Below are 22,106 nucleotides of genomic sequence, written 5' to 3' on the forward strand. Positions count from 1 at the left end.
ATCCGGCACAAGATCATCCGACACGTGCAACACTCTGCTGCCTCAACGCCTCAACTGCCAAGCCCCCAGGCCGAACTCATTTTGAAATGATCAGTAAGGCCGGTGGTACGGGGGACGGCCGGAAGTTGTTCGCAGCGCCCGACACCGTTGCCGCCGTCTTCGCGCCGACCCACGCTCATGCCGCAGCCCCGACGGGCGGCCGGAGCAGCTCGGAACGCCACCGCCCCGAGATTGAATATGTTGACATAGGTATGGAGGTTTACTTATTCTGTCGCGGTGTCCACTCCCAGCGCTCGCAGCGAGCAGACCGACTCCACCGCCGAGGCGCTGGTGTCGGTCCTACCCGTGCTGAACCGGGTACTGGAGCGGCAGGTCGCGCTGGACTTCCCGCACCCCGGGCTGCCCGAGGGGCAGCTCGCCCTGCTGCGACTGGTCGAGGAGCGCGCGGGCATCACGGTCCGCGACGCTGCCGAGGTCCTGCTGATGAAGCCGAACAACGTCAGCGCCCTCGTCACGCAGCTCACCGAGAAGGGCCTGCTGGAGCGTCGGCAGGACGCCGGTGACAAGCGCATCGCGCACCTGCACCCCACGCCGCTGGCCGCTTCGCGGCTGGCCGAGGCCCGGGCGATCAGGACCGCGCACCTGACGCGGCTGCTGGCCACGCTCACCGACGGGGAGCAGGACGCCCTCGGCTCGGCCCTCGGAGCCTTGAACTCGCTCGTCCGGCACCTCCACTCCGCCGGCTGACCTCCCGGCACCGCCCGCCCGGGCCCGGAAACCCGTTCCGGCGCGCCCCGGCACGTCCGGCGGCTGCCGACGACTCCGGCACGCGTCCGTGCCGTGACCGCGGCCCGGCGCGACGTTTCGTCAACTCACCTCCAGACAAGGCACCTTCATGCCCTCCTCCACACCGGTGGACCGCACCGCCCTGCCCGCACGGCCCGTACCGCCCGGTGAATCCGGCGGGCGGCGCGCCAACCCGTGGCTGACGCTGATCGCCGTCGCGATCGGCCTGTTCATGGTCAACCTCGACGGGTCGGTGGTCTCGATCGCCAATCCGGAGATCGGCCGCGACCTGCGCGCCTCCACCTCCGACCTGCAGTGGGTCACCAACGCCTACCTCCTGGCCATGGCCGCCGCGCTGATCCTCGGCGGCAAGCTCGGTGACCGCTTCGGCCGCCGCACCTTCTACCTGGTCGGCGTCGCCGGGTTCGTCGTCTCCTCGGTGATGATCGGCCTGATCGGCTCCGTGAACGGCGTCATCGCCTTCCGCGCCCTGCAGGGCCTGTTCGGCGCGCTGCTGATCCCCAACACCCTGGGCCTGCTGCGCGCAGTCTTCCCGCCCAAGCAGTTCGGCACCGCCGTCGGCCTGTGGGCGATGGTCGCGTCCTGCTCGACCGCGCTCGGCCCGATCGTCGGCGGCCTGCTGGTGGAGCACGTCGGCTGGGAGTCCGTCTTCTACATCAACGTGCCCATCGGCATCGGCGCGCTGGTCTTCAGCCTGCTCGTCCTACCGCAGAGCAAGGACTCCACCGGCCACCACCGCTTCGACCTGGTCGGCGTCACCGTCCTGGCCCTGGGCCTCGTCGCCCTGGTCTTCGGCGTGATCAAGGGCGAGAGCTGGGGCTGGAGTTCGCCCGGCACGCCGGCCATCCTGGCGGGCGGCCTGGTGCTGCTGGCGCTCTTCGCCTGGTACGAGACCCGGATCGCCCACCCGCTGCTGCCGATGCGGCTGTTCCGCAACCCCGCCCTGACCATCGGCACCGTCGTCACCGCGATCAACTTCTTCGTCCTGCTCGGCGTCATCTTCTTCCTGATGCTCTACCTGCAGAACGTCCGCGGCCTCAGCCCGGTCGAGGTCGGCGTACGCACCCTCCCGATGAGCCTGGCCTCCGTCGCCGCCGCCCCGCTCGGCGCCGCCCTGACCGGACGCTTCGGCGCCCGTCTCACCATGCCTGCGGGCATGCTGCTGGAGGCCGTCGCCGCGTTGTGGATGAGCACCTGGGACAGCCACTCCGCGTACGGGGCGATGTGGCCGCCCTTCGTCCTGATCGGCCTCGGCGTCGGCATGGTGATGTCCGCCTCCTCCGACGCCGTCGTCGCCAACGCCCCCGTCCGCGACGGCGGCGTGGCCAGCGGCCTGCAGGCCACCGCCCTGCAGATCGGCGGCGCGCTGGGCACCTCCGTCCTGGTCTCGTTGGTCAGTGGCCGGGTCGACTCCACCCTGGCGCGCGAGCTGACCGGTGCGGGCGTGCCGGAACCCGCCGCTCAGGACTTCGCCGCCGCCAAGGACGCCGTCGCCATGGGCATCGCCCCCGTCGACGCCACCATGCCCGCCCAACTCAGGGCCGCCGTCATCGAAGGCAGCGGCAACGCCTTCATGAACGGCGTCCACACCGCCGTCCAGGTCACCGCCGTCCTGTGCGTCATCGGCGCCCTCCTCGCCGCCGGACTGCGCCACGGCATCCGCAAGCCGACCGCCGCCCACGCCTGATCGGCCGACGTGGAGGTGCCCGGCCGGTACCTACCGGCCGGGCACCTCCACGTCGACTCCCGTCCGGGCGTGCGCTGGGCACACTGGGCGGCTCATGCCGGTCCCTGCGAGACGCGTGCACTCCCGTAATCCGGACACGACGGACTCACGGTCACCGGGTCGAGAACTCTGCGTCCGCTCCGTGCGCGGTCAAAGGCCGTGGCACGGCCTGCGAGGACCGGTGGCCGGATCGTTCCACCGCCACTCCCACGGTGTTGCCCGTGACCTGACGAGCAGCCACTCTCTGCTGATGGTCAACAGGTGCCGTGCCATGAAGCCGGACAGGAAGCTCTGCAGGAACCTCGTACGGCAGGCGGGCCTCCGCTGTCATCTGCATCAAGGGCTCCCTGCGGGCCCAAGATCTCCAGGGCCCGCTCCTCGGCGCACCGCCAACCGTCCGCAGCCCACGTCGTCCAGGCCCCGCCGGACGGCTCCTGCCCCGCCGTCCCTTCGGATTCCGCCCCAGCGCATCGGTCCGGCGACCTCGCAGTTCCGGGGGCCGCACGTCGTGACCCGCGCCGAGACGGACAGTGCCGTCCGGGCGTGCGCGCAACTCGTCGGCGGGGGTGGCGGTGACGTCATCGCGGCACAGGCGGTGCGCTACGTGGCCCCGGAGACCTGGAACGCCTTGGTCGAGCGGCATCGCGGCAAGGGCTGCGACGCCCTCGCTGCCTTCGCCCGCGTGCTGCTGGACGGCAAGAAGTCCCTGCACGGCGTGGTCGGCAGCCTCGTCGGCGCCCTGCTGGCCGCGCTGGGCCGTCCTCGCATCGAGCAGGTCTTCGCGCAGGAGCTCGCCCGCCGCGTACCGCTCCCGTTCGGACACGAGACCGCCCTCGCCGCCCGCGGCCTCCAAGCGGCCGGCATCTTCATCTGCTTCACCGACACGGGCACGATGAACGACTGCGCCTGCCTGCGCGACCTCCTGCTCAACGAGGGCAAGGCCCAACTCGACAACCTCCTCCAAGGAGCCCTGAACGACTGGAGCCGACTACCCGGCCGCATGCAGCCCGCGACCGCAGAACCCGAGTACCGCTGACCCAACCGGGCGGCTCAACCTTTGGTGACGGCCACCCACTGCTTCACCTGGCCGAGTATGTCATCGGGCCTGGGGGAGGCGGAGCGGACTGTGAACTCGGTGTAGTTGAGGTCATCGATGGGCAAGGCCGGCAGCGGGTGCTCGCGGAGACGGACGACCAGGTAGCCGGCCGCGAGGAGGTCGTGGGACTTCTCCGTGTCGATGCTCTTCTTGTCGGCGTGCCAGTAGGAGCCGTCGTACTCGATGGCGAGCTTTCGGTCGTCGGGGAGGTCGACGGCGATGTCGACGGTCCAGGAGCTGCGCCCGACGAAGGCACCGTGGCGTACCGTCCGGCCGGAGGCAGCTGCACCGAAGGCGCGCTGCGCGGCTGCGTGGTGGTCCAGTTCCACCTGGGACTTACCGTGCTCCCGGCACTCGGGGCAGCCGGTGTCGTTCGCACGGGAGGTCAAGGCCGCCTGCCAGAGGTGGCCGGAATCGGCCGAGCAGACCCAGGTCGGGACGAACGAGGTCTGGCCGGTAGGACGGACATGCCAGGCGGATACCGGGTTGGCAGGCGACCATTCGGCAGCCAGGGTGGGGAAGTGGAAGACGAGCGAGTCAAGGATCGTGCGGCACATCGGGCAGCGCAGGCGCTGTCCCCTCTGCCGCTGCGCCGGAGTGTCCTGCCACTCGTGGCCGCAGGCCGGCTCCCGCCACCACACGGTTCTGCGTGATCCAGGGGAGATCTTCGCCAAGCTGGTGCGGCCGTTGAGGGTCGGGTGCCACTGGGCGGCGATCTCCGGGCTCAGCCGGAATGGTGCAGGCTCGGTGCCGTCGGCCTGGGGCAGGAGGACGGGCAGCTTCTGGTCGAAGCAGACGAAGCAGCCCACGCGCAGGTAGGTGCGGGGATTGGCGGAGTCCTCGTGGCCCTGCCGACAGCGGAAGCGTCGCGGTGGACCCCCGACCGTGACGAAGACAGCGTGGGGATCTTCATCGTCAGCCCAGGCTGCCATCGATTCGAGGGCGTCCGAGACCGGCGTCACCCGCAGGCGCTCGTCCTCAGCCTCCTGCTCGGCACGGCGTAGAGGCTCGCAGGCGGAGCATTGCCGACTGATCATCATGTCGTTGACTCGGGCGGCGAACCGCAGACCGCAGTCGGGACAGCGCCAGGCCACCTCGCGGCGGGCCGTGACGATGGTTGTCTCCCACAGAGCAACGCTGTTGACCTCATGGTCCCACCAGTCGAGAAGGGACAGTCCGGAGTCCTTGAGTAGCGCCCGCTGCTTCTCGCCGGGGGCGTAGGGCGTCCGGGCGGGCCCGGTTCGGATTGGTCTGGCATCGGCAGCCGAACGCGATGTCCCCTGGCCGGTCGGCGCTCAGCCGCCCGCAGTGCCGGCAGCGCACGTAGTGGGCTTGATTCGCTTTGACGGACACTCCTGATCGGGGGCTTCGGCTCCGGAAGGATGATGTCCGTCGTGGAGAGCACGGGGAAGGAGAAGCCGCGTCCTCGCCGCTCGTTCACGCCGGAGTTCAGGGCCGAGATCGTCGAGCTGTGCCGGCGCGGTGACCGCTCGGTCGGTCAGGTCGCCAAGGACTCCGATCTGACCGAGACCGCGGTGCGTGACTGGGTGCGCCGGGCCGAGACCGATGCCGGCGAGCGCGGCGGCCTGAGCAGCGACGGGCGCAAGGAACTGGCCCGGCTGCGGCGGGAGAACCGCCGCCTGCGGGAGGACGTCGACATCCTCCGCCGGGCCACGGCTTTCTTCGCTCAGGAGACCAGGTGACGGTGCACCCGTTCATCGAGGCGGAGAAGCAGGCGGGTCACAACGTCAAGCGCGCGTGTGAACTGCTGGAGGTCTCCTGTGCCGCCTCCTACGCCCGCCGCACCACCGCCCCGGCCCCGCGCGGTCCGCGACGCCGAGCTGACCGAGAAGATCACCGAGGTCCATGCGGCCTCCCGCGGGAGCTACGGCGCCCCACGGGTCCACGCCCCGCTCCAGCGCGGCGGTGAGCGGTGCGGCCGCCGAAGGGTCGCCCGGCTGATGCGCCAGGCCGGCCTTCAAGGCCGGCACCGCCGACGGCGCCACCGTACGACGATCCCCGATCCCCGATCCGCGTGCGGCCCTGCGGCCCGACCTGGTCCAGCGGGGTTTCCGGCCCGACCGGGCCGCTCTCGACACGCGCTGGTGCGGCGGCATCACCTACATCCCGACGCAGGAGGGCCGGCTCCACCTGGCCACCGTCATCGACATCGCCTCCCGCCGCGTCGTCGGCCGGGCCACCGCCGACCACCTGCGGACCGAACTGGTCGCCGACGCCCTGCGGGCCGCCTGCCGAACCCGCCGCCCGACCGGACCGGCGGCCTTCCACCCCGATCGCGGATGTCAGTACACCAGCCGCGAATTCGCCCTTCTTGCAGCCGAGTTCGACGTTCAACTGCCGGTCGGCCGCACCGGACAGTGCTGGGACAACGCGCTCGCGGAGTCCTTCTTCGCCACGCTGGAACGGGAGTGGATCGGCGACCGGCCGTGGCCGAGCCGCGCAGCGGTCAGAACGGCGACCTTCGAGTGGATCGAAGGCCGGTACAACATGCGCAGGCTGCACAGCAGCCTCGGCTACCGCAGTCCCGCTCAGGACGAGAGCGCCTTGGCGGCCTGACCACCACACCGAGGGTGCCCGCCAAAGCGGAGCAAGCTCACCCAGTTCGATTCTTCGCGCGGCTCGATGTGTGGCCGCTCCTGGCGCGGCGTTAGAGCCGTTTCCGCTGAATCCCTTTGGGAAACCGCAGCAGCAGGTCGCCTCGAAGCTATCGGCTGAACGACCAGATCGGCGGCCGTGACGGTGTTCGTGCCGTCGGTCATGTCGGACGGGACGGTCGCGTCCGCGGTGGGTGTGGTCGCTGGGGCGTTGCCGTTGAGTTGCCAGTGTTTGCTGGCGGCGCGCAGGTCGGCGGGGGAGATCGGCTGGTTGAATCTGGTGGTGTTGCGAGGTCTTCGTCGTGATGCACTGCTTCGCCGCCGTCGAATGCGCGAGTGGGGCAGGCAGCGGCAGTTGGTGCGTCAGTAGCCGGAACGGAGTTTTCGTCGGCGGTCCGTGGTGGTATGGACACCCAGTGCGCTTGACCATGGTGGCGCGTTGGGGGTGGGGATGGAAGATCTGTCGCGTGGGCCGGGCATCGCGGTGAGCGCGGTGTCCGTGTCGCAGTACGTCGCCCCGGCCGTGGCCGTGCCGCCGAACCGGTTCGACCGGCGCACGCCGTTGCAGCAGGTCTGGTTCTGGAAGCCCGACGAGTGGGAGCAGTTCACCTGCGAGTGGGTGCGCATGCGGGTGCCCGAGGAGGGCTACCTGGGCACCGAGATCATCGGCGGCAGCAACGACCGGGGCGCCGACGTGGTGGCGTTCTTCACCGAGCGGCGGCTCAACGGGGAGTGGCACTGCTTCCAGTGCAAGCTGTACCAGGACGCGTTGGAACTCGCCGACGCGCTGCCGGAGATGGTCAAGCCCTTCGTCGCGGCGGTGGAGACCACCAGGACGCTGCCGACGCGCTACACCTTCGTCGCTCCCAGGATCCACCCGCGGCTCAAGGATCTGGTGCTGACCCCCGACGAGCTCAAGTCCCGCTTCCTGGAGTACCTGCGCGGCCGCTCCCAGACGGTGGTGAAGCTGCCCGTGCAACTCCTCGCCGACGTCATGAAGCTGGCCGGAGCCACCGATTTCTCCATGTTCTGGACGGCCAACCTGGACGAGATGCTGGAGGTCTACAGCAAGTCCCCCCTGTTCGCCGCCCGCTTCAACTACCCGCCCTCCGGCGAACCCGCGAAACTCCCCGTGCCGCCCGAGCCCGCCGCCGACGAGGCCCGGTTCCTGGCCCAACTGGTCGACGTGTACCGGGAACGGTACGGGCAGCAGATCGTGACGGTCGACGACGCCTTCGCCCACGCCAAGTCGGGAAGCCACCTGCGCCGCCAGCGCGAAGCGTTCTACGCGGCGGAGGAACTACGCCTGTACGCCCGGGACAGCGTCCCGGGCGACGCCTACGCGGAACTGCAGGACGACGTGCTCGTCAACCTGGTGGAAGTGGCGGACGACGACCACGAGTCGGGCTGGCACCGGCTGCGGGCGGTCGTCACCCAGGCCGGGAACCTGCAGGTGGCGGGATCGGCCATCGCGTCGTACTTCCAGCAGGCCCAGCGCAAGGGCATGTGCCACCAGTTCGCGAACGACGACAAGCTGACGTGGTGCGACGGGAGCGAGCAGTGAACGTCCTCAACGGCCCGGTGGAGGTGGGCATGCGGGCCCTGGCCCTGCTCGCCGAGGCCCACCCGGAGGCGCTCGACCTCGCGGCGCTCGTCGTGCTCGACCACGCGGTCCTGCACAGCGGGCGGTTCGGCGGACCGCCCAGCCTGCTGCCCGAACTACCTGCCCAGCCGGGCGAACTCGGCCGCAAACGCGAACTCCTCCACGAGGGCCTGACCGTCCTGATGCGGGCTGGCCTGGCGTCGATCGACGCCACGGCCGAGGGCCTGGTCTACCGGGCGACCGCCCGCGGCTCCAGCTTCCTGAGGATCTTCGAAGCACCCTACGTCGGCCGGCTGTGCGAGCGGGCGACCTGGGCGGTGGAACGGCTCGCCCCGCACGCCGACCCGCTGGCGTCCACGCGGGCCATCACGCAGACCTGGCGCGAGCAGTTCGCCGCGAGCGCGCACCACCCGGGGGACGGACATGAATGAACTCACACTGACGCACCTCACCTACGCCGGGTCCGGCCGCCCCGACGCGACACTCGACTTCGCCCCGACCTTCACCCTGATCTGCGGAGACTCCAACACCGGCAAGTCCTTCATCGTCGACTCCATCGACTACATGCTCGGTGGGCACACCACACCCGCCGTCCCGCACGCGGAGGGCTACAGCCAGATCCTGCTCGGGCTGCTCCTGCCGGACGGCAGCCCGCTCACCCTCGTACGGGCACCGGGCAGCAACAACGTGCACGTCCACGAAGCCGACCTGCGGACCCTCGTCCACGCCGCCCCCGACGCCGTGCTGTCCGCGCGGCGGACGAAGAACCGGCGCGACGTCTCCCACCACCTGCTCGACCGGCTCGGCCTGGCGGACGCGTACATCCGCACCAACGAGGCCGGGAACACCGAGCACCTCAAGCTCGCCGACCTCACCCACCTGGCGATCGTCACCGACGAGCGGATGGTCGACCAGACACCGCCCTCGCAGCGGGTCCGGGGCAATGCCGCGAAGACCGCCGCCAGGTCCGTGATGAAGCTCGTCCTCACCGGCGAGGACGAGCCACCGGCGAGCAAGGTGCCCAACGCCGCCCAGTGCCGCATCCAGCGGAGCAAGATCGCCCTGCTCGACCAGCTGGTGATCGACCTGTCGGCCAAGCAGAGCACCGAGGAGAGCGCGGACCAGCTGCGGGCGCGCCAGACCCGACTCGCCGCCACCCTGGAGGCGGTCACGGCCTCGCTGCGCGAGGCGACGGAGCGGCAGAGCCTGATCGCGGCCGAGCGGACCAAGCACACCGAGGCCGCGGAGGCACTGGCGGTGCGCCTGGGTGAAGTGCGCGACCTGTTGGGGCGTTTCGCCATCCTCCGGCAGCAGTACGAGTCGGACCTCGCCCGTCTGGAGATGGTCGGCGAGGCAGGCAGTCTGCTCGGTTACTTCCGGACCGGCCGCTGCGTGTTCTGCGGGGCGGAGCCCGAGCACCAGGAACCCGCGCACGACGACCACGAGACCATCCACCTGCACGAGGCCGTCACCGCGGAGGCTGCCAAGACCGGGGCCCTGCTGGCAGACCTCCGGCTCACCATCGAGGACCTGGGGGAACAGGAACAGGAACTCCTCCGCGGGCAGGAGCGGATGCGTGCCCGGGGTGCCGAACTCGACCGCACGATCCGGACGATCGAGGGGCAGCTCCTGCCGGCGAAGGGCGAACTCGACCGCATCCTGGCGGAGCGTTCGGAGATCGAGCGCAACCTCGAAGTGCTGGCGCGCATCGGTGAACTCGACGGGCACCGCGCCGAACTGGTCGCCGCCGGAGCGGTCTCCGCCAAACGCGCCGACTCTCTCGTCCCCGGCCGGACGGTGCAGGTGTTCGACTCCGTGCTCCAGCGGATCCTCGAACGCTGGAACGTACCGGGCACCGAGCACGCCGGCTACGACCCCTACAGCGGCGACGTCCGCGCAGGCGGCCAGGCCCGCGCCGACCACGGCCGGGGCATGCAGGCACTGCTGCGTTCCGCGTTCTCCGCGGCGCTGGCCGAGTACTGCATCGAGCGCAGCCTCCCGCACCTGGGGTTCCTCGTCCTGGACTCGCCCCTGGTCACCTACGGGCAGCTCCGTGGCGAGGACGAGGCAGACCTGGCCCCGGAGGTCAACGACAGCTTCTACCGGCACTTCCTCCACGCGCCGGGACAGACGATCATCGCGGAGAACACGCCGCCGCCCCCGGACGTCGTCGAGCAGGCGCGCGTGGTGATGTTCCGCCGGACGGGGAACGGCCGGCACGGTTTCTTTCCGGCGAGGCCGGGGCTCACCTGAGCACGAGGCGTGTAGGCAGTCGGAGGACCCGGCCCGTGGTTTCGGGCGGCTGCTGTCGGCGGCTCCGTCGGCGGCTGAGCACGGCCGTGAGGAAGGGCTTGTCCGGCTTCTGCACGGGGAGCTTGGACGCCGAGTTGCGCGATCCCTCTCCTGGGGGGCTGCGCCACGGACTAGGCTGACCAGCGATGATCTCGGCATCGTGGTGCCGCACGTGTGCGAAAGGGTTGAGTGGGACATGCCGGGGATGCCCGAGCGGATCGGCCGTTACACGGTGGCACGAAAGCTGGGCTCCGGAGGGATGGGCGAGGTCTTCCTGGCCTATTCTCCGGCCGGAGACCCTGTTGCGGTGAAACTGATCCGGGCCGATCGGCTGGACCCGGTCACGCGGGCGCGTTTCGAGAAGGAGGCGCGGGCCGCTCGGAAAGTGGTCGGCACCAACCGGGTCGCACGCTTCCTGGACGCGGATCCGTATGCCGACAGGCCATGGATGGCGATGGAGTACGTGGCGGGTCGTACCCTCCTCGATGCCGTGGACGACGAGGGGCCCCTTCCGGCGGTGCACACGGTGAGCCTCGCCGCCCTGTTGGCCGAAGGGCTCGGGGTGGTTCACGGGGCCGGACTGCTGCACCGGGATCTCAAGCCGCAGAACGTCATTCTGGGTGACTACGGACCGGTGATCATCGATTTCGGCCTGGCGGCTTTCGTGGACAACAGGGAGGAATCCCTTTCCCACAGCGGAATGATTGTTGGAACGGTGCGGTGCATGCCGCCCGAACAGGCGGCCGGGCATCCTCACGTGAACGAGGCAGCGGACGTCTATGCGCTGGGGACCGTGCTGCTGTACGCGGCGGCGGGGCACTACCCCTACGACGGAACGCGCTGGGAGGCGATCGTCGCCCAGGTCTCCAACCCGGCGCACTCCCCGGACCTGAGTGGTGTCCCCGAGCCGATGCTCCCGCTCCTGACCTCCATGCTCGCGCACGTGCCGGAGGACCGGCCGGCGATCGACCAGGTGGCCGAAGCCTGTACGGAGCTGATGACTGCCCTTGGTGTCACCCCCGTCTCCGCACGGCAGACGCTGATCGCGCGGACAGGCATGAAGGGGCCGAGAGACTCGGCTGCGGACCCGTTCACCCCTGACGTCGAGGACCGGTTGAGGGAGTTCGTCGCAGTGGGTCCGCCACCCGCGGTCCTGGACGTTCCACCCGTTGCCGCCGCCGAGGCCCCTGCCGTAGAGCCGACCGAGCCGCCCGGAGCTGCTGAAGCCGGCGCGGTAACGCCCCGCCCCGCCCGTCCCAGGGTTCCGGCCTCGCAGCGGATCGCGGAGGAACTGCGTGTGGCGTACGCGCTGCAGTCGACCCTGTGAGAAGCGGTCGGTAGCTGTTGTCGGTACCAGGCGGCGAGCCTGGTTGGATACTTCTGGGCAGGCCCGGGAGAGGGCGTACCCAGGATGCGGTCATTGGCGTGGCGGTCATGGCGAGGACGAAGGAACAGGGGGAACGACGTGGTGGTCGACACGGGAGCCGGTGACGGATCGGAGACCGGCGTGGAGTCGACCGACTGGAGTGCCTGGGAGCCGGAACCCGTGTTGGGCGGGTCGTCCTCCGACCAGGAGCTCGGGCTGAACTTCCCGCCCGGGGCGCAGGTGCTGGTGCGCGACGAGCAGTGGCTGGTGCGCAAGGTCACCCCGACCGCGCACGACGGCCGGATGGTCGAGGTCACCGGAGTCTCCTCGTTCGTCCGGGACACCGAAGCGACCTTCTACAGCCGACTGGACACCATCCAGGTCCTCGACCCGCGCGAGACCCGGTTGGTGGCCGACGACTCGCCCAACCACCGCCGGGCCCGGCTGTACCTGGAAGCGGTCGTCCGCAAGTCCTCCCTGCCGCAGACCGAGCACGGCCTCGGGCTGGTGGACAACTTCCTGATGGACGCGCAGACCCACCAGCTGCGACCGGCCGAACTCGCCCTGTCGATGGCCAACCCGCAGCCCCGGTTGCTGATCGCGGACGTGGTCGGCCTGGGCAAGACCCTGGAGATCGGAATCCTGCTGGCGGAGCTGATCAGGCGCGGGCGCGGCGAGCGGATCCTGGTGGTCACCCCGCAGCACGTGCTGGAGCAGTTCCAGCGCGAACTGTGGACGCGTTTCGCGATTCCGCTGGTGCGGCTGGATTCCACCGGCATCCAGCGGATCCAGCAGGAGATCCCCTCGGGGCGCAACCCGTTCGCCTACTTCAAGCGGGTGATCGTCTCGATGGACACCCTCAAGCGCGAGGGCCAGTACGCCCACCACCTGGAGAAGACCGAGTGGGACGCGGTGGTGATCGACGAGTCGCACCGCCTGGTCAACCGCGGCACCGACACCAACACCCTGGCCAGACTGCTCGCGCGGAGGACCGACGCGCTCGTCCTCGCCTCGGCGACCCCGCACAACGGTGACACCCGTTCCTTCGCCGAGCTGATCCGTCTGCTCGACCCGGCGGCGATCGCCGACCCCGGCAAGTACGAGGTGTCCGACCTGGAGCACCTCTACATCCGCCGCACCAAGGCCACGCCCGAGGTCCGCGACTCGCTCCGCGGGGCGTGGGCCGACCGCGGCCCCTCGGTGCCCGTGCCGGCTCCCGCGAGTGAGGCCGAACTCGCCGTCTTCGAGGAACTCGCCAGTCGCTGGATCCCCCGTGACGAGTCGGTCGCGTCGGTGGCCTGGAACCAGTTGGACGCCTACAACCTCCTCAAGTCGTTCCTCTCCTCCCACCACGCGTTGCTGCAGACCGTCGCGACCCGCAAGAAGACCCTGACCGACCGCAAGGACCCCCAGCGGGACGGGGACGGCGGTCCGGTCCGCGTGCAGCGCCGCCAGCGCACCGACGAGCAGGCCGCGGCCGAACTGGCCGCCCTCACCGACCTCGAACGCCTGGCCCGCCGGATCGGTGACGACGACTCGGCGAAGCTCAAGGCCCTGGTGGCCGAACTGCGCGAACTCGGGGTGGGCCCCGGATCGGACGTGCGCGTCGTGGTCTTCTCCGAGCGGATCCCCACCCTGAAGTGGCTCGCGCAGGCCGTTCCGGCGGCGCTCGGCTTCACCAAGGGCCCTGACACCGACGACCGGAAGCCCTGGCTCGCCTACGGCCACGGCAACGGCTCCACCGGTGCCGTCCAGGTCATGCACGGCGAAGCCAACACCGACCAGGAACAGATCAGGCTGGTGGAGAAGTTCGGCCTGCGCGACGATCCGGTCCGGCTGCTGTTCACCGGCGACGTCGCCTCCGAAGGCGTCAACCTGCACCAGCAGTGCCACCTGCTGGTGCACTACGACCTCCCCTGGTCGCTGATCCGCATCGAACAGCGCAACGGCCGCATCGACCGCTACGGCCAGGCCCGCTCCCCGCAGTTCCGCGCCATGATCCTGACCAGCGACCTGCCCTGGCGCACCGATCCCGCCACCGGCGAGGCGCGCACCCTGGACGACCGCCTGGTCGGCGAGAAGCTGCTCGCCCGCGAGGAGCAGGCACACAAGATCGAGGGAACGGCCGAGGCCGTCACCGGGATCTACCGGGCGCAGGAGGAAGAGAACCGGCTGACCAAGGACCTGATCGCAGGCCGTACCGTCGAGGAATCGATCAAGGCATCCCGGCAGAGCGGCGGCGGCATGCTGGCCGGACTGCTGGCCCAGGTCGGTGCCGCCCCCGTCCGGCGCGAGGTGCCCCGGGCCCGCGTTCCGAAGCTGTTCCCCGGCACCGCCGAGTACTTCGAGGCGGGCCTGCGGCAGATCTGCCGCACCAACCCCGAGGACGAGCTGACGCTGCGCCGCGACCCCGACGGCACCATCGCCTTCGAACCGCCGCGCGACCTCGCCTACCGCTTCCGCGCCCTGCCCAAGTCCTACCTGGACGAGCAGCAGATCCTGCCCGGCAAGAAGGGCGCCGGACGGCTCCGGGTCACCTTCTCCAAGGACCTGGCCGGCAAGCGGCTCCAGGTCGCCCGCGACTCCTCGGACACCCTGTGGCCGAACGTGTCCTACCTGACGGACATCCACCCCGTCATCGACTGGCTCACCGACAAGGTCCTGGTCGAGATCGGCCGCCACGAGGCGCCTGTGCTCTCCGCCGACGTGCCGCACCCCGTGTTCCTCGTCCAGGGCATCTACTCCAACGCCAAGGGGCGCCCCACCGTGGTCGAGTGGATGGCCGTCCACGGCCTGCCGGGCGAACCGGTGGTCGAGGCCATGGACAACGCGTTCCTCGACCGGGCCGGGGTCGGCCCGCAGATGCCGGGCCGTGCCGTCCCACGCGACCTGCCCGGCCTGCAAACCCTGGTGCCGGCGGCGATCGAAGCCGCGACCGCCCACCTGAAGGCCCGCGAGGACGACTACCGCCGACAGGTGGAAGCGACCCTGGAGCCCTACCGCAAGCGGCTGACCTACTGGAAGCAGGAAGCCCTGTCCATCGGGACCCGCCCGGACAAGGAACAGACCGCCCGGACCGCCGGCGACCTCTTCGGCCTGGTCAAGTCCCTGGAGACCTCGGGCGCCCCCATGCTGCGCCTGCTCGCCGTCCTGGAGAACTCGCACTGATGAGCACCGACTACGACTCCTTCAGCAACCGCGGCGAGTACTTCGCGGCGCACTACTTCGCCGAGCAGCTCGCCGCCGACCTGAAGAAGCAACTGCTGGACACCTGGACACTGCGCGAGGGCGACGAGCACGACCGGCGGACCACGGCGCGCGAACGGATCCGGAGCCTGCGCACGCCCTACTTCGGCGAGGAACTGCGCGGCTTCTTCGCCGAAGCCGCCCGGGCCGACGCCGAGGACGAGTACTCCCGCCGCGGCCACGGCAACCCGGAGTGGACCAAGCGGCTCGGCGAGTGGCACCAGCAGGTGCTGCACGTTCTCGGGTACGACGACGGCGGCCCGGCCGAACTGACCGTGCACCGGGCCGGCCGCGAGCACACCGTGCAGGTCGCCTACCACGGCCACGGCATCGTGGCGGTGGACTGCGGCTGGGCCACCGACAACGACACCGCCCTCGACCCCACCGGCTCCGGCCGCCTGCTGCACCCGCTGCGGGTCGCCGCCGCCGAGAACTACAACGACGGTGCCGCACTGGCCTCCTGGCTGTTCGCCGGCACCCTGGGCGGAGCGGACGGAACCCCGCCGCGCTTCGTCCTGCTGCTCATCGGTGGCGTCCTGGTACTGGCCGACCGCAACAGCTGGGGCGAAGGCCGCTACCTCGCCGTCAACCTCGACGCCGCCCTGGAACGCAACGACCGTCGCCAGGGCGGCGAACTCGCCACCATCGCCGCCCTGTTCGGCCAGGAGATGCTCCGCCCCGGAGACAACGGCGCCGAACCGCTCCTCGACACCCTGCTCAAGGCCTCCAGCACCAACGCCGTCGGCGTCAGCGGCGAACTGCGCAGCGGCCTCCAGCGCTCGGTCGAGATCATCGCCCAGGAGATCCTGGACCGGCTCGCCGGGCAGGGCCTGCGACCCGGCGACATCGACGACGGCCGGACGCCGTTCGCCCGGCGGCTCACCCGCGAGTCACTGCGCTACCTGTACCGGATCCTGTTCCTGCTCTACGCCGAGGCCCGCCCCGAACTGGGCATCCTGCCCGCCGACGACGGCAGCTACGAGGCCGGGTACTCGATGGCCCGGCTCCGCGAACTCGTCGCCCGTGAAGAGCAGTTGGCCGATCCGACCGCCTGGGGCGGCTTCCACCTGCACGAGTCGCTGGACGTCCTGTTCAACAAGGTCAACCACGGCCACCGCGAATACGGCAGCGAGCCGGACGACGACCTCCCCGGCGACGACGAGGACACCAGGAAGGCCAAGCAGAAGCGGCGCAGCGAGGACCGCGGCCTGCGCTTCGAACCACTGCGCAGCGAACTGTTCGAACCTAAGTCCGTGAAGCTGATCGGCCGCTACACCCTCGACCCGCGCTCGGACGACGACCACCCCGCCTGGCTCGACCTGCGACTGCGCAACGCCGCCCTGCACGAGGTGCTGCGGCTGCTGACCATGAAGGACGCCAAGAAGGGCGAGCGCGGCGGCTTCATCTCCTACCGCAACCTGGGCATCAACCAGCTCGGGGCGGTGTACGAGGGGCTGATGTCGTACACCGGCTTCATCGCCGAGGAGGAGCTGTACGAGGTCGCCAAGGGCGGCGACGCCAGGGACGGCTCCTGGATGATCCCCGCGAGTCGGCAGGGCGACTACCCCGACGACGTGTTCGTCCAGTACGACGAGCGCGACGCCAAGAAGGGCCTGCGCGGACGGAAGAAGTACGCGAAGGGCTCGTTCGTCTACCGCCTCGCGGGACGGGACCGGCAGACCTCCGCCTCGTACTACACCCCCGAATCGCTGACCAAGGTCACCGTCGAACTGACCCTCAAGCACCGGCTCGACCAGGAGAAGGACGCGGCCGGGAACGTCGTCCCCACCCGGGCCTCCGAACTGCTCAAGTACCGGATCTGTGAGCCCGCGCTCGGCTCCGGGGCCTTCCTCAACGAGGCGATCAACCAGGTCGCCAAGGAGTACCTGCGCCGCCGGCAGGACGAGCTCGGCACCACCATCCCCACCAGCCGGGCGCTCGCGGAGGAGCAGAAGGCCAAGGCGTACATCGCCCTCCACAACGCGTACGGCGTCGACCTCAACGCCACGGGCGTCGAGCTGGCCGAGGTGTCGCTGTGGCTCAACACCATGCACCCCGGCATGCGGGCACCCTGGTTCGGCCTGCACCTGCGGCGCGGCAACTCGCTGATCGGCGGACGGCGCGCGGTCTTCGGCGGGGAGGTCGTGGGCGGCAAGGAGAAGCTCTGGCTGAAGTCCAAGGGCGCCCTCGGGCCGACCCCGCTGCCGTTCCTCGGCGAGGACGGCGAGCGGCAGGAACTGCCGGACGGCGCGGTGCACCAGTTCCTGTTGCCGGCCGTCGGTTGGGCCGCCGTCGCCGGCGAGAAGGAGGCGAAGGTGCTCGCCCCCGAGCAGGAGCGGCGACTCGCCGCCTGGAAGAAGGGCATCCTGAAGCCGCCCGCGGTGAAAGCGGCACGGGGGCAGAAGCTGTCCCAACTGGCCCGGCTCCAGGCGGTGGCCCGCCGCGCCGAGTTCCTGTGGGAGCTGGTGGTGCGGCGGATGGAGATCTCCGAGAGCGAGATCTCCCGCCGGGTGGCGGTCTGGGGAGCCGAGGCGGCAGCGGGGGAGGACGAGGAGGAGTACGCGTTCCTGCGGCGGCCCGAGGGCGCGGTGCCGAAGGAGAAGGTCTACAAGGACCTGTTCGACTCGCCCGGCACCCCGTACTGGCGGCTCAAGACCATGATGGACACCTGGTGCGCGCTGTGGTTCTGGCCGGTCGACCGGGCCGAACTGCTCGACGGCAGCGCCGCCGTGTACGCGGAGGAGGAGACCGTCGGGGGAGCGAGCGTCGTTGAGTCGGTCCTCGCTGTTCTGCCGCAGGTCGGCGAGCCGGTGGTTGCCGAGACGGGCTGGACGGCTGCCGAGCAGGGGTCGCTCTTCGCCGTCGGGGCGGAGCAGGAGAGCCTGCTTGCGGGGCTCGCCGACAGTGCGCCGGTGTCTACGGGTGGTGGCTCGGCTCCGGGGGTCCGACGCGTACGGCGTCCGGCACCGAAGCGGCGGAACACCATCGCGCTGACCGACTTCGCCGACTGGCTGGACTTCGCGGAGGCCCTGCTCGGCACCTACGACGCGCCGACCGACTCGCTGATCGGCGACCTCCGGGACCTGGACGACGTCTCGACCTACGAGGACGGCCTGCCCGCGTTCATGGGCATGGACTCGGTGTGGAAGCTGGAGGAACGCTTCCCGTGGCTGGCCACGGTGCAGCGCATCGCCGAGGAACAGGGATTCCTGCACTGGGAGTTGGACTTCGCGCTGGTCTTCGCCCAGGGCGGCGGCTTCGACCTCCAGGTGGGGAACCCGCCGTGGGTGCGGCCCCGCTGGGACGAGGCCGGGGTGCTGGCGGAGCGCGAGCCGTGGTTCAAGCTGACGGAGAAGGCGTCGACGGCGGAGAAGCAGCGGCGCAAGGATGAGCTGCTGCGGGACCCGGCCGCGCGGAACTGGGTGCTGGACGAGCTGACCTCGATCAGCGCGCAGGTGGCGCTGTTCGGCTCGGAGCAGCTCTACCCGCTGCTGACGGGCACACAGCCGGACCTGTACCGGGCGTTCATGTGCCAGGTGTGGGCGCACTCGTCGGCGGCGGGTGCTGCGGGGATGGTGCACCCAGATTCGCACTTCACCGGAGACAAGGAAGGGTCGATGCGGGCAGCTGCTTACCGGCGGCTGCGGGTGCACGGGGATTTCGTCAATGCCGGGCAGCGGTTCTTTCCGGAGCCGGTGGGACACACCACTCATTTCGGCGTGCACGTGTACGGCGCCCCCGGCGAGATCGGCTTCGACCACCTGTCGTGGCTGGTGTCGATCGACGCGCTGCGGTTTTCCGCCAAGCACGATGGCACCGGTGATGTGCCCGGTGTCCGCTACCGCAACGGCGAGTTCGACGAGCGTCCGCACCTGGCCCGGGTCGTTCGTGTGGACCGTGAGCAACTTGCTGTCTGGCAGCGGCTGTTGGACGAACAAGGAGAGCCGGTGGAGCAGGGGCGGCTGCTGTTCCCGGTCAGCACGGCGGAGGCGGCAGCTATCGAGGCGCTGGCCGACTATCCGCTGAGGTTGGGGGCGTTCGGGCCCCAGATTTCTGCGGGTTACCACGAAAGTGGTGCTAAAGAGGAGAACCTGATCGACTACAACCGCCCGGTCGGTTCAGAAGGAAGTCCCTACCAGCCGGATCGCTGGCGACAGGTGGTCCTGAAGGGCACCCAACTCAGTGTCGCCACCCCGGTGTTCAAGCGACACGATGCGAACAGCAACGATGCCTTCGGCGCGGACCTGGTCACCCTCGCCGACGACTTCGTTCCGGACACCGCCTACGTTCGGGTGAAGGGCAGGACCGGCGAGTACCTCAACGCCCAGGACCGTTGGATCGACCACCGTGTGCTCGCCCGGCTCCGTGCGAGCACCAAGGCTCGCGAGGCTGCCAGGGACGTGGTCAGCGTGCAGATGGGAATCTCTCCGGAGCAGGTGACGGTGGAGCAGATCGACAATGTCCTCGTCGGCCGTGCGCGTCGCCGTTTCACTGTTTTTCAACGACTGGCCTGGCGAAGCATGATTGCCCCGAACACTGAACGGGCGCTGTATGGTGCAATGATCCCGCCAGGCACCGTACATGTGCATGCTGTTCAGAGTCTTGCGATGCCGAGTAGCCGACTCACGTCTCTGACAGCCGGTTTCTGGGCTTCCTTGCCGCTTGATTATTTCTTGAGGGCTACGGGTCGTACCAATCTCTTGGTCGCCTCTGCCAGGGCCATGCCTGCCCCCGCCCCTAACCACCCCCTCGCCTCCGCGCTCCTCCTCCGCACCCTGCGCCTGAACTGCCTCACCCGCGCCTACGCCGACCTGTGGGCCGAGCTGTACGACCGCACCTGGCCCGGGTACGAGCCCTGGGCGTGTGACTGGCCGAAGCTCCAGCCGCTGCACGACGTGACTCCGCAGTGGCGGTCGGACACCCCGTTGCGGACCGAGCGGGCCCGCCGTTCCGCGCTGGTGGAGATCGACGCGCTGGTCGCGGTCTGGCTCGGCATGGACGCGGACGCGCTGATCGCCGCGTACCGGGGGCGCTTTCCGGTGCTGCAGAAGTACGAGGCCGTCACCTGGTTCGACGCGGAGGGCCGGAAGCTGGCCGGCAACGCCCGCACGATCGGGCAGTACCAGGGCAAGGAGAGCTTCGCGCAGCTCACCGCCCACCTGGCCGACCCGGACAACGCCCCGGTGCCGGACGGCTACACCGCCCCCTTCTTCAAGGCGGACCGCGAGCGCGAGATGCGCGAGGCGCACGCCGTGTTCCAGGCGCGGCTGGACGCTGCTGTCGCCCGTGGGGAGTGGGACCCGGTGAAGCAGGAGGATCCGCGTACGGCTGGTGCCGCTGCGCGCAACGAAAGTCAGGAGGCGTCATGACGGACCGTCGGCTGCTCCGACTCGATGTGGAGAACTTCCGCAGCCTGCGGAAAATCTCCCTTCCCCTGGGCGCGTTGACCGTGCTGGTCGGCCCGAACGGGGTTGGGAAGTCGAACGTGCTCCAGGTGTTCCGGTTCCTGTCGGACATCATCAACACCGACCTGGACCCGGCGCTGGAGTCGCGTGGCGGGTTCGACGAGATCGCGTTCTGGGGTGGCAATCGGACGCCAACTGCGATGAAGATCGGGCTCCAGGCGCGGTGGACATCGCACGCGTCCGCCGCGGCGCCGGACGAGTACGAGCTGACGCTCAACCGGCGGGCCGACAAGCGTGTCCTCGACGGGTTCACGCTCTCGCGCAGCGAGTCCTTCACCTTCAAGCGCACCAAGGGGCGCGGCAGGCGGATCACGGTCAGTGGCGAGGAGGCACTGGTTACTGACACTCCGGCAAGTCCGTCCCCGGCGGACCTGGACGACTCCGGCGAGCGCAGCGTCGGCATCCGCAAGCTCAGCAGCGGCCTGTCCACACTGCCGCGATTGGCGCCGTCCGAGGGCGGTGAGGAGGTAGCCACGCTGGCCGAACGGCTCTCCTCCTTCCGGGTGTTCGACGTCAGCGTCGCCGCGGCCAGGGAACCGGCCCGGGTGCTGCCGTTGCCGCAACGCCGGGGTCGTCCTTCTGCCAAGTTGAGCCGCCAACTGCCGATCCACGGCGTGCTGTACGGCCCTCGGGCCCGGTTGGCGGACGATGCCGGCAACCTCGCGATCTTCCTCAACGAGTTGGCGCAGGACGAGGACACCTGGTCGCGGCTGCTGGAAGACGCCCGGACGGTGCTGCCCAACCTTGAGGAGATCGACTTCGCCGCGATCGGCGGGGCGGCCGAGCTGATCGAGGTCCAGCTCATCGAGCGGGGCCTGCGGCGCCCGACGCCGCTCGCGGACGCCTCGTTCGGCACCGTCCGGATACTGAGCCTGCTCGCCATGCTGTACGACCCGGCACCGCCCGCCCTCACCTGTATCGAGGAGCTCGACCACGGTCTGCACCCGCAGGCCCTTGAACTCCTGGTGGAACGGCTCCGGGAGGCGAGCGAGCGGAGCCAGTTCATCGTCACCACCCACTCGCCGGCCCTGGTGGACCGCCTGGAGCCGGAGGAGTTCGTGGTCTGCGAGCGCAGCGAGAACGGTGCCTCGCGGATCCCCTCGCTGACGACCGAGCAGGTGCGGGAGATCCGGGCGGCCAGCGAGGGGCTTCCGCTGGGCGAGCTATGGTTCTCGGGGGCGTTGGGAGGCGGTCTGTGAGCAAGGGGCGGGTGGCCGCCGGCAGCGGGACCAAGCGGGTGATCGTGGTGGCGGGGGAAGACTCCAATGACCGCGCGGTGATGACCTCCCTCCTGCGGGAACGCCTCGATTTCAGCGGGAAGATCGTTTCGATCAACGGTCCGGTGGCGGTGAAGGACGCAACCGGCACCAACCTCTCCTCCCGCGTGGCGAAGGTGGTCGGCAAGGCCAAAGCCATGGCGGTCAAAGAGCAGGGTCACCTCCACGGCTTGGTTGTCCACCTGGATCTGGACGCCGTTCACGGCGAGTACTACGACACCGTCCGGGCACGATTGCGGTCCGAGTTCGAGGCCAGGTGTCCCGCACGGCTCGCTCTCGCCCTGGCGGTGTGGGAGACCGAGAGCTGGTTGCTGCTCTTCCCGGATGCCTTTCCTCGGGTCCATGCCGGCTGGAAGGTCCCGCAGCAGCTGCGTGGCAAGGACACCGGACTCATTCGGAACCCGAAGGAGGAGTTGCAGCACCGCCTCGGCAAGCCGCGTTACTGCGAGACCGACAGCCCGGCCGTGATGCGCGCGGCGGTATCCACCGATCCCACGCCCGTGAAACAGGTCGGCACCAACCGTTCCTACCGGGACTTCCTGGCGGACCTGCAAGGCTGGTAGGAATACAGATCATCGCCACCACTGACGTACCGCGACGGTACAGTCACGCC

14 protein-coding genes and 1 pseudogene are annotated in these 22,106 nt (G+C 69.9%); 14 read left to right on the plus strand and 1 reads right to left on the minus strand.

The genetic code is table 11. The annotated features are described in order from the left end of the window. The first annotated feature begins 276 nt into the window (after positions 1 to 276). The 3 genes from ACIP60_RS30760 (at position 277) to ACIP60_RS30770 (ending at position 3,569) form a co-directional block, all read left to right on the plus strand. Positions 277 to 747 (plus strand): MarR family winged helix-turn-helix transcriptional regulator, encoded by a 471-nt coding sequence (locus tag ACIP60_RS30760; protein ID WP_400690529.1) that lies wholly within the window; start codon positions 277 to 279, stop codon positions 745 to 747. Positions 748 to 895: 148 nt separating this feature from the next. Next, positions 896 to 2,494, plus strand: coding sequence for an MFS transporter (locus ACIP60_RS30765; protein WP_400690532.1), 1,599 nt, complete (start codon positions 896 to 898; stop codon positions 2,492 to 2,494). Between the two features lie 547 nt (positions 2,495 to 3,041). Then, positions 3,042 to 3,569 (plus strand): hypothetical protein, encoded by a 528-nt coding sequence (locus ACIP60_RS30770; protein WP_400690535.1) that lies wholly within the window; start codon positions 3,042 to 3,044, stop codon positions 3,567 to 3,569. A 14-nt stretch (positions 3,570 to 3,583) separates the two neighbouring features. Here the strand turns inward: ACIP60_RS30770 and ACIP60_RS30775 are convergent, their stop codons facing one another. Beyond that, positions 3,584 to 4,876 carry a zinc-ribbon domain-containing protein gene (locus tag ACIP60_RS30775; RefSeq protein ID WP_400690779.1) on the minus strand — a complete coding sequence of 431 codons (1,293 nt, stop codon included), beginning with the start codon at positions 4,874 to 4,876 and terminating at the stop codon, positions 3,584 to 3,586. Positions 4,877 to 5,023: 147 nt separating this feature from the next. Between ACIP60_RS30775 and ACIP60_RS30780 the strand changes: the two genes are divergently transcribed. From ACIP60_RS30780 to ACIP60_RS30830, 11 genes and pseudogenes are all read left to right on the plus strand, one after another. Next, complete coding sequence (locus tag ACIP60_RS30780; protein WP_400690538.1) at positions 5,024 to 5,332, plus strand: transposase; 309 nt, start codon at positions 5,024 to 5,026, stop codon at positions 5,330 to 5,332. 78 nt (positions 5,333 to 5,410) lie between these two features. Next, positions 5,411 to 5,620: pseudogene (locus ACIP60_RS30785) on the plus strand (IS3 family transposase); the annotation flags it as partial. Between the two features lie 31 nt (positions 5,621 to 5,651). After that, complete coding sequence (locus ACIP60_RS30790; RefSeq protein WP_400690782.1) at positions 5,652 to 6,206, plus strand: IS3 family transposase; 555 nt, start codon at positions 5,652 to 5,654, stop codon at positions 6,204 to 6,206. A 531-nt stretch (positions 6,207 to 6,737) separates the two neighbouring features. Further along, positions 6,738 to 7,808, plus strand: a complete 1,071-nt coding sequence (locus ACIP60_RS30795) for an ABC-three component system protein (protein WP_400690541.1) — start codon at positions 6,738 to 6,740, stop codon at positions 7,806 to 7,808. Then, a complete protein-coding gene (locus ACIP60_RS30800; protein ID WP_400690544.1) occupies positions 7,805 to 8,278 on the plus strand; it encodes an ABC-three component system middle component 2 in 474 nt (157 codons plus the stop codon). Before ACIP60_RS30795 ends, ACIP60_RS30800 begins: the two co-directional genes overlap by 4 nt. Further along, on the plus strand, positions 8,271 to 10,100 hold the full coding sequence (locus ACIP60_RS30805) for a hypothetical protein (RefSeq protein WP_400690546.1): 1,830 nt from the start codon (positions 8,271 to 8,273) through the stop codon (positions 10,098 to 10,100). The genes ACIP60_RS30800 and ACIP60_RS30805 overlap by 8 nt, the downstream gene beginning before the upstream one ends. A gap of 244 nt (positions 10,101 to 10,344) precedes the next feature. Then, positions 10,345 to 11,466 (plus strand): serine/threonine-protein kinase, encoded by a 1,122-nt coding sequence (locus ACIP60_RS30810; protein ID WP_400690549.1) that lies wholly within the window; start codon positions 10,345 to 10,347, stop codon positions 11,464 to 11,466. A gap of 180 nt (positions 11,467 to 11,646) precedes the next feature. Beyond that, the gene (locus ACIP60_RS30815; RefSeq protein ID WP_400690552.1) at positions 11,647 to 14,673 is read left to right on the plus strand and encodes an SNF2-related protein; all 3,027 of its coding nucleotides are present in this window, start codon (positions 11,647 to 11,649) and stop codon (positions 14,671 to 14,673) included. After that, positions 14,673 to 20,120: a hypothetical protein gene (locus ACIP60_RS30820; protein WP_400690555.1), complete on the plus strand. Its 5,448-nt coding sequence runs from the start codon at positions 14,673 to 14,675 to the stop codon at positions 20,118 to 20,120. Before ACIP60_RS30815 ends, ACIP60_RS30820 begins: the two co-directional genes overlap by 1 nt. Further along, positions 20,117 to 21,415, plus strand: a complete 1,299-nt coding sequence (locus ACIP60_RS30825) for an AAA family ATPase (RefSeq protein WP_400690558.1) — start codon at positions 20,117 to 20,119, stop codon at positions 21,413 to 21,415. Before ACIP60_RS30820 ends, ACIP60_RS30825 begins: the two co-directional genes overlap by 4 nt. After that, complete coding sequence (locus tag ACIP60_RS30830; RefSeq protein WP_400690561.1) at positions 21,412 to 22,056, plus strand: hypothetical protein; 645 nt, start codon at positions 21,412 to 21,414, stop codon at positions 22,054 to 22,056. Before ACIP60_RS30825 ends, ACIP60_RS30830 begins: the two co-directional genes overlap by 4 nt. The last annotated feature ends 50 nt before the right edge of the window (positions 22,057 to 22,106 follow it).

Origin of the sequence: Kitasatospora sp. NPDC088783, from assembly GCF_044750705.1 — a bacterium.
Lineage (GTDB): Bacteria > Actinomycetota > Actinomycetes > Streptomycetales > Streptomycetaceae > Kitasatospora > Kitasatospora fiedleri.

Bases quoted from the DNA above. Each gene is read 5' to 3' on its own strand.
- ACIP60_RS30765 (WP_400690532.1), top strand. From the start codon at position 896: ATGCCCTCCTCCACACCGGTGGACCGCACCGCCCTGCCCGCACGGCCC.
- ACIP60_RS30805 (WP_400690546.1), top strand. From the start codon at position 8,271: ATGAATGAACTCACACTGACGCACCTCACCTACGCCGGGTCCGGCCGC.
- ACIP60_RS30810 (WP_400690549.1), top strand. From the start codon at position 10,345: ATGCCCGAGCGGATCGGCCGTTACACGGTGGCACGAAAGCTGGGCTCC.
- ACIP60_RS30820 (WP_400690555.1), top strand. From the start codon at position 14,673: ATGAGCACCGACTACGACTCCTTCAGCAACCGCGGCGAGTACTTCGCG.
- ACIP60_RS30825 (WP_400690558.1), top strand. From the start codon at position 20,117: ATGACGGACCGTCGGCTGCTCCGACTCGATGTGGAGAACTTCCGCAGC.